This is a genomic window from Streptomyces sp. NPDC043878, from assembly GCF_056435735.1.
Genome location: NZ_JBWKDW010000003.1, coordinates 299652 through 306793, shown reverse-complemented (window position 1 = coordinate 306793; position 7142 = coordinate 299652). Strand labels below are relative to the sequence as shown.

5 protein-coding genes and 1 pseudogene are annotated in these 7142 nt (G+C 73.1%); 1 reads left to right on the top strand and 5 read right to left on the bottom strand.

Annotated elements, in window-relative coordinates:
- Positions 1 to 97 precede the first annotated feature (97 nt).
- The 5 genes from AC07AZ_RS07215 to AC07AZ_RS07195 all read right to left on the bottom strand — a co-directional run bounded on the left by AC07AZ_RS07215 (position 98) and on the right by AC07AZ_RS07195 (position 6672).
- Positions 98 to 2146, bottom strand: coding sequence for a cell wall-binding repeat-containing protein (locus tag AC07AZ_RS07215; protein ID WP_478844645.1), 2049 nt, complete (start codon positions 2144 to 2146; stop codon positions 98 to 100).
- 187 nt (positions 2147 to 2333) lie between these two features.
- Complete coding sequence (locus tag AC07AZ_RS07210; RefSeq protein WP_478844643.1) at positions 2334 to 3698, bottom strand: RNA polymerase sigma factor; 1365 nt, start codon at positions 3696 to 3698, stop codon at positions 2334 to 2336.
- Positions 3699 to 3742: 44 nt separating this feature from the next.
- Positions 3743 to 4099, bottom strand: a complete 357-nt coding sequence (locus AC07AZ_RS07205; protein ID WP_356046646.1) for a YciI family protein — start codon at positions 4097 to 4099, stop codon at positions 3743 to 3745.
- Between the two features lie 258 nt (positions 4100 to 4357).
- A complete protein-coding gene (locus AC07AZ_RS07200) occupies positions 4358 to 5407 on the bottom strand; it encodes an LCP family protein (protein ID WP_478844640.1) in 1050 nt (349 codons plus the stop codon).
- 197 nt (positions 5408 to 5604) lie between these two features.
- Positions 5605 to 6672, bottom strand: a complete 1068-nt coding sequence (locus AC07AZ_RS07195; RefSeq protein ID WP_478844638.1) for a LacI family DNA-binding transcriptional regulator — start codon at positions 6670 to 6672, stop codon at positions 5605 to 5607.
- 133 nt (positions 6673 to 6805) lie between these two features.
- Here AC07AZ_RS07195 and AC07AZ_RS07190 point away from each other — a divergent pair.
- Positions 6806 to 7142: pseudogene (locus AC07AZ_RS07190) on the top strand (hypothetical protein); the annotation flags it as partial.

Here is a 7142-nt window from a genome sequence, read left to right as displayed (position 1 = left end):
GCTCCCCCCCCCCCGCCCCCCCCCCCCCCCCCCCCCCCCCCCCCCCCCCCCCCCCCCCCCCCCCCCCCCCCCCCCCCCCCCCCCGCGGCGGCGTCCGCTACTGGCGGTGGGCCGTCCTGAGGGAACCCAGGTGCGGCTCGGCGGTCACCGGGCCGGGCCTGGCCGCGGCCGCCGGACCGGCGCCGGCGTCCGCGCGCGAGGACAGCGCCTGCGCGCTCGTCGCCGGCACGCCGTTGTAGTACGGCCGGTAGACGACCTGGCCGGAACTCGCGCTGATCGAGGCGCCGGCCGCGTTCAGCGCGCTCGTGGTGACCGAGGCGGTGGGGCCGAACGCGATCACGGCCTGGGTGCCCGCGGACTCGCGCAGCAGGTAGCTCTTGACCTCGCTCGACAGAGCGGGCCGCGAGGTCCACAGGATGGGCCCGTAGATGTTCATCGCCGAGCCCGCGGAGACGGCGTCACGCCAGGAGCCGGTGTACGCGAGGGTCGCCTGGCTCGGCGTCGTCCACCAGAACCTGGCGACGGCCACCGCGAGGCCCGCGTCGGTGCTCGCGGTGATCGGGTAGTAGTAGTACGTCGACGGCCACCGGGAGAACGACGTGTGCGTCAGCGCGTACTTCGCCTCGGAACCGACCGGGATGACCATGGTCTTGGCCGGGTTGAGGCCGTTGAGGTACGACTTCACCGACGCCGTCAGCTTCTTGCCGTTGGTGAGGACCAGGCCGCCCGTGCTGCCGGTCCCCTCGGCGCCCGCCGCGGCGGCGGCCGGCAGGGCCGCCTTGTAGTCGGTGCCGCTGGCCAGGAACACGTACTTGGGGCTGGTGCTCACGGACTTGGCCACCGCGACGGAGGTCGCGTAGCGGTCCGTGCCGGACAGCCGCTTGGGCACGTAGCCGAGGGTCCGCAGCTGCGTGGAGACATGGGTGGAGACGATGGACGTGCCGCCCACGAGGTAGACGTTCGCGCCCTTCTTGAGCATGCGCTTCAGCTCGTTCTTCACCGCCGTGGACAGGCCCGTCCCCGGGGTCATCAGCACCGGGCCCCGCTTCTTGCCGGCCAGTGCGGGCGCGGTCAGCGAGTACGCCGCGTCGTCCCGGTCGACCAGCACCGCGGACTTGGCGTTCAGCAGGCCGGGCTCGCTGTGCCCGAGCGTGTTCCAGCTCCAGCGGGAGGAGGCGATGTCGGTGGCGTAGCTGTCGGCGCCCCAGACCCGGGCGGCGCTGTTCTTGCGCAGCGGCTGCCAGCTGGGGTTGTCGCTGAAGAACTGCCCCTGGGTGTCCGCGACCTTGGTCAGCTCGCCGGTGGCCACGTCGGCGTACTCGATGGTGTGCACGTCGCCGCTGCCCGACCCGGTGTGGGCGTCGAAGACGATCCGGGTGCCGGTCGGCGACCAGGACGGGTTGGCGTACCAACGCGGGCCCGAGGTCAGCTGCTTGACGCCGGTGCCGTCGGCGTTCGCCGTGAACACCTGGTAGTCGCCGTCGGTGTCCTTGCGGACGAAGGACAGCCTGGTGCCGTCGGGCGACCAGTCCGGCTGCTCGGCGTCGGCCAGGACCCGCTTGACCTTCTTGGTCGTCGCGTCGTAGACGTACACGCCGGCGTTGTCGTAGCAGCCGTAGTGGACGTTGCGCTGGAAGGCGACCAGTCCCGACGGGCTGACGGTCGGGTGGGTGTCGCAGACCGTGTCGGGTTCCAGGGTGTCGGTGAGCAGCGGCCGGGCCGCCCAGGAGCCGTCCGAGGGACCGTAGACGAGCTGGCCCGCGGTGGAGAACACGACGTACCGGCCCTGCCAGCCGTAGGCCAGGTCCTCGTACGCGGCACTGGCGCGCACGCCCTCGGCCCAGGGCAGGGTGATCTTCGAGGAGCCGCCGGGACGGAAGCTGCGGATCTGGCCCGCGCTGGTGATCAGCCGGCTGCCGTCCGGCGCCCAGGCTGCGTGGTCACCGCCCGCGTTCGGGATGTCGGTGGCCCTGCCGGTCGCCGGGTCGATCAGGGTGCCGCCGTCGACGAGGATCCTGCCCTCGGTGCCGGGCCAGGACCCGGCGTCGTCGGCGAGGGCACCCGGAGCGGTGGCCAGGGTGCCGACCGCGGCGAGCACCGCCGCGGTCGCGAGCGCCGCGGCACGGCGGCGCGTGAAGAGTCTCAAAACTCGATCCCCCCAGGATCAGTGAATCGCTGGATCACGTGACGTGACCTCGGAAGTGCCGCGCGCGGGCCGGGTCGGCACTTCCCCCCGTCGACCCCACAGCCGTACCACAGCGGCCGGGTCACTGTAGTGCCCAACGAGGCTTCATGGGAACAGAGTTACGAGTGAACAGATGACCGATCGCGGGTTATGGACGGCACTCCTCCGCCCGGGCCAGCAGCAACTCCCGCTCCCGTTCGTTGCGCGCGAGACCCGCCGCCCGGACGAACTCCTCGCGGGCCTCGCTCCCGCGCCCGAGCCGGGCCAGCAGGTCGCCCCGCACGCTCGGCAGCAAGTGGTAGTCACGCAGGGCGGGTTCGGCCGTGAGGGCGTCGACGATCTCCAGCGCCGGGGCGGGTCCGTGCGCCATCGACACGGCGACGGCGCGGTTGAGCTCGACCACCGGGGACGGGCCGCGGGCCGCGAGCAGGGCGTAGAGGGTGGCGATCCTCGGCCAGTCGGTGTCCTCGTAGGAGTACGCGAGGGCGTGGCAGGCGGCGATGGCGGCCTGGAGGGCGTACGGGCCCGGGGCGCCCGTCGCGGCGGCGGTGGCGCGGTCGAGGGCGGTGATGCCGCGGCCGATGAGCATGCGGTTCCAGCGGCGCCGGTTCTGGTCCCTGAGCAGGACGGGCTCGCCGCCGGGGCCGGTGCGGGCGGCGGACCGGGAGGTCTGGAACTCCAGGAGCGAGACCAGGCCGTGCACCTCCGCCTCCTTCGGCATCAGTCCGGCGAGCACCCGGGCCAGCCGCAGGGCGTCCTCGCAGAGCGAGGGCCGCAGCCAGTCGTCTCCGGCCGTCGCCGCGTAACCCTCGTTGAAGATCAGGTAGATGACGTCCAGGACGGACCCGAGACGCGCCTCGCGGTCGGGCCCGTAGGGCACCTCGAACGCCACGTTCCGCGTCGCCAGGGTCCGCTTCGCGCGCACGATCCGCTGGGCCACCGTCGCCTCCGGGACCAGGAACGCGCGGGCGATCTCGGTCGTCGTCAGACCGCCCAGCAGGCGCAGGGTGAGCGCGCCGCGCGCCTCCGGGGACAGCACGGGGTGGCAGGCGGTGAAGACGAGCCGGAGCAGGTCGTCGTCGATGTCGTCGGGATCGGCGGGCTCCTCGGGCGGCGCCGTGGTCTCCAGGCGGCCGATCTCCTGCAGCTTGCGCGCGTAGTTCTCCCGGCGCCGGACGAGGTCGACCGCGCGGTGCCGGGCGGCGGCCGTGAGCCAGGCGCCCGGGTTGTCCGGCACCCCGTCCCTCGGCCACTGCTCCAGTGCGGCCACCAGCGCGTCCTGCGCGAGTTCCTCCGCGATACCGACGTCCCGGACGATCCGGGCGACGCCGGCGATGATGCGCGGCGACTCGATACGGAAGACGGTCTCCACGGTGCGACGGGCGTCGGCGGAGTCGCGGGCGTCACCTGTGCCGCGGGGCCCCGCCCCGGTGCGGGCCGCCGTGGTGTCCGTCGTGTCCGTCGTGTCCGTGGTGGCTTCGGGGGGCAGGTCTGCGGAGGGCTGTGGGGTCACAGCCCTCCATGCAACACCCCCGGCGGCCCCGGACCAAGGAGGGCTCAGCCCTCCATGACCTCCCGCACCTCACAGGTCACCGTCCAGTGCTCCTCGTGCACCTTCAGGAACCGCTTCGTCCACTCGATCGCCTCGGCCATGTCCTTGGCCTGGACGAGGGCGTACCCGCCGACGACCTCCTTGGACTCGGTGAAGGGCCCGTCGGTGACGGACAGCTGTCCGCCCTCGTAGTGCACCCGGGTGCCCTGGGCGGAGGGGGTGAGACCGGCGGTGTCGAGCAGGACCCCCGCCTTCGTCATCTCCTCGATCAGTTCACCCATCCGCTGCATCAGGGCGTCGCTGGGGCCCTCGGCTGGGGCGGCCGACTCGTCGATACGGATCATGGAGAGATAGCGCGGCATGGTGGCTCCTGGTGTCCTGTGCGGCCGGTTCCTTCCGGCCTCTCACCCCTGCGTCGAACGGGAGACACCCGGATCGACACCCGGGCCGACATTCGCCGGAGTTTCTTCCGAGCCCCTCCCGGCGTCGGTGCGGGCGCGGCGCCGGGCGCGCCGCCGGGCGCGGCGACTCCCGGCGCGCGGTCAGCGCGGCGACTCCCGGCGCAGGGTCAGCGCGGCGACTCCCGGCGCAGGGTCAGCGCGGCGACGTCCCGCGCACCGTCAGCGCAGCGACTTCCACAGGTCGCTCGCCTCGGGTTCGTCGGCGACCACCCGGTTGGGGTCCGAGGGCGCCTGCACCACCGGCATCGTCACGGTGGTGACCTCGTCCGCCGACAGGCCCTTCAGGCTCTGGCCCAGGCGCATCAGTTCGCTGAGGGAGTCGAGACCGGTGTCCGTGGTCAGGCTGCCGGTCACCGCGTCGGCGACCGCGTACAGCCTGGTCGGGTCCGACAGGAGGTTCGTCGAGGAGATCTGTTCCAGCAGGGCCTTCACCAGCTTCTGCTGGAGTCCTATGCGGCCCAGGTCGCTGCCGTCGCCTATGCCGTGCCGGGTGCGGGCCAGGGCCAGTGCCCGGGTGCCGTCGAGGGTGTGGGTGCCGGCCTTGAGGTGCAGGTGGCTGTCGTCGTCGTCGATGTCCTCGTCGGTGGTGACGGTGACGCCGCCGAGGGCGTTCACCAGCTTCGCGAAGCCCGAGAAGTCGATCTCGACGTAGTGGTCCATGCGGACGTCGGTGATCGCCTCGACCGTCTTGACCGCGCACACCGGACCGCCCAGCGAGTAGGCGCTGTTGAACATGGAGCCGTAGGCGACGGACGAGGTCCCGCCGGACGGCAGCGGGCAGGACGGGCGGGTGACGAGCGTGTCGCGCGGGATGCTGACGACGGTGGCGGTGGTCCGGCCGGCGTCGAGGTGGACGACCATCGCGGTGTCGGAGCGGGCGCCGGTGCTGTCGCCGCCGCCGAGGGCCTGGTTCGCCTTGCCGCTGCGCGAGTCCGAGCCCAGCACCAGGATGTTCAGGGCCTCGGTGGGCAGCGGGGACGCGGAACCGGAGGGCGAGGGGGTGGTCACGGCCTTCGCCGGGCGGTCGTCGCCGAGGGCGCTGTCGATGTCGACGCTCTTGATGTTGCTGTTGAGGTGCCAGTAGGCCCAGCCCGCCGCCCCGGCGCCCAGCACCAGGGCGCCCGCCAGGGCGAGGCCGGCGATCTTCAGGACTCTCGCCCGCCGGGCCGTCCGTCTGCCCGCGTCGCCGCTCGCTTCGTCTCCGGTCACGAGAGGAACATAGGTCCGAATTATTAGGAGACTGTTAGCGAGAGCGGCCAGGACCGGCTTTCTTCGGAAAATCTCACGTTCTCAGGACCGCCTCAGCCCGCCGCCCCGACGGTCGGCGACTCGCCGAAAGTTTCGACCGTACGACCGAATCGCTTCGAGAGTTGTCAGGTGTGCGCTCCGCGACGACCCACGGCCCCTTACCGCGCCGGCGGCGCCCCCGTGCTGCTGCGCACCACCAGACTGGTCGCCAGCTCCACCCGGGTGGCCGTCGCCGGGGCCCCGTCCTGCCGCCCGAGGTCGAGCACCAGCTTCGCGGCCGCCTCGGCCATCTCGGTCAGCGGCTGCCGTACGGTCGTCAGGGGCGGGCCGACCCAGCGGGCCACCGGCAGGTCGTCGAACCCGACCACGCTCAGGTCCTCCGGGATGCGCAGGCCCAGTTCGCGGGCGGCCTCGTACAGTCCGAGCGCCTGGAGGTCGTTGCCGGCGAACACGGCGGTGGGCCGGTCCGGGCGGCGCAGCAGTTCGAGGCCGCGCCGGTAGCCGGCCTCGTGGTGGAAGTCGCCGGCCGCGATCAGCCGCGGGTCGACCGGCAGGCCGGCCGTCTCCAGCGCGGCCCGGTAGCCGTCGACGCGGGCGCGGCTGCACATGATCCGGGACGGTCCGCTGATCGCGCCGATCCTGGTGTGCCCCAGCTCGACCAGATGCCGGGTGGCGGCGAGCCCGCCCTGCCAGTTGGTCGCGCCGATCGAGGGCACGTCGGCACCCGGGTCGCCGGCCGGGTCCATCACCACGAACGGGATGGACCGGCTGTGCAGCAGGGCGCGCTGGGACTCGTCGAGCCCCGACAGGACCAGGATCACGCCGTGCGGGCGGCGGGCGGCGACCTGGTCGGCCCAGGTCCGGCCGGGGGTGAGCCGTCCCGCGCTCTCGCTCAGCACGACGCTCAGACCGGCGCCCCGGGCCACGTTCTCGACGCCCCGGATGACCTCCATCGCCCACGCGCTCTCCAGCTCGTGGAAGACCAGGTCGATCAGCGGGGAACGGCTCGACTCGGCACGCCGGCGCCGGTAGCCGTGGACCCGCAGCAGCTCCTCGACGCGGCTGCGGGTCCCGGGGGCGACGTCGGCGCGGCCGTTGAGGACCTTCGAAACTGTCGGCGCCGACACGCCGGCCTCGCGGGCGATCTCGGCGAGCGTCGCGGTCTGCGCGGCCCGTCCTGTCGCCCCGGTCGTCGTCCGGGTTTCAGCGGGCTCCGGAGGTGTCATGGCGGCGATCGTATCCCTGCGGCACCTCTTGACGAACCCTCCCCGCCGCCCTAGGTTCCCAAAACATTCGGTTTCTCCAACGAAACATTCGCAGGAAGCGTTCGTGAGGGCTCTCCACCCTGACAGGAGTTTCATGACCACCGCCCCCTGGCGTGACCCCGCCCGGCCCGCCGCCGCCCGCGTCGACGACCTCCTCTCCCGGATGACCCTGGAGGAGAAGACCGCCCAGCTCTACGGCGTGTGGGTGGGCGCCGCCACGGACGGCGAGGGCGTCGCCCCCCTGCAGAGCGAGATGACCGCCGCCTACGACTGGGACGAGCTGATCACCCACGGCCTCGGCCAGCTCACCCGCTCGTTCGGCACCGCCCCGGTGGACCCGGGGGGGGGGGGGGGGGGGGGGGGGGGGGGGGGGGGGGGGGGGGGGGGGGGGGGGGGGGGGGGGGGGGGTAGAGGGGGAGTGAAGAGGGAGA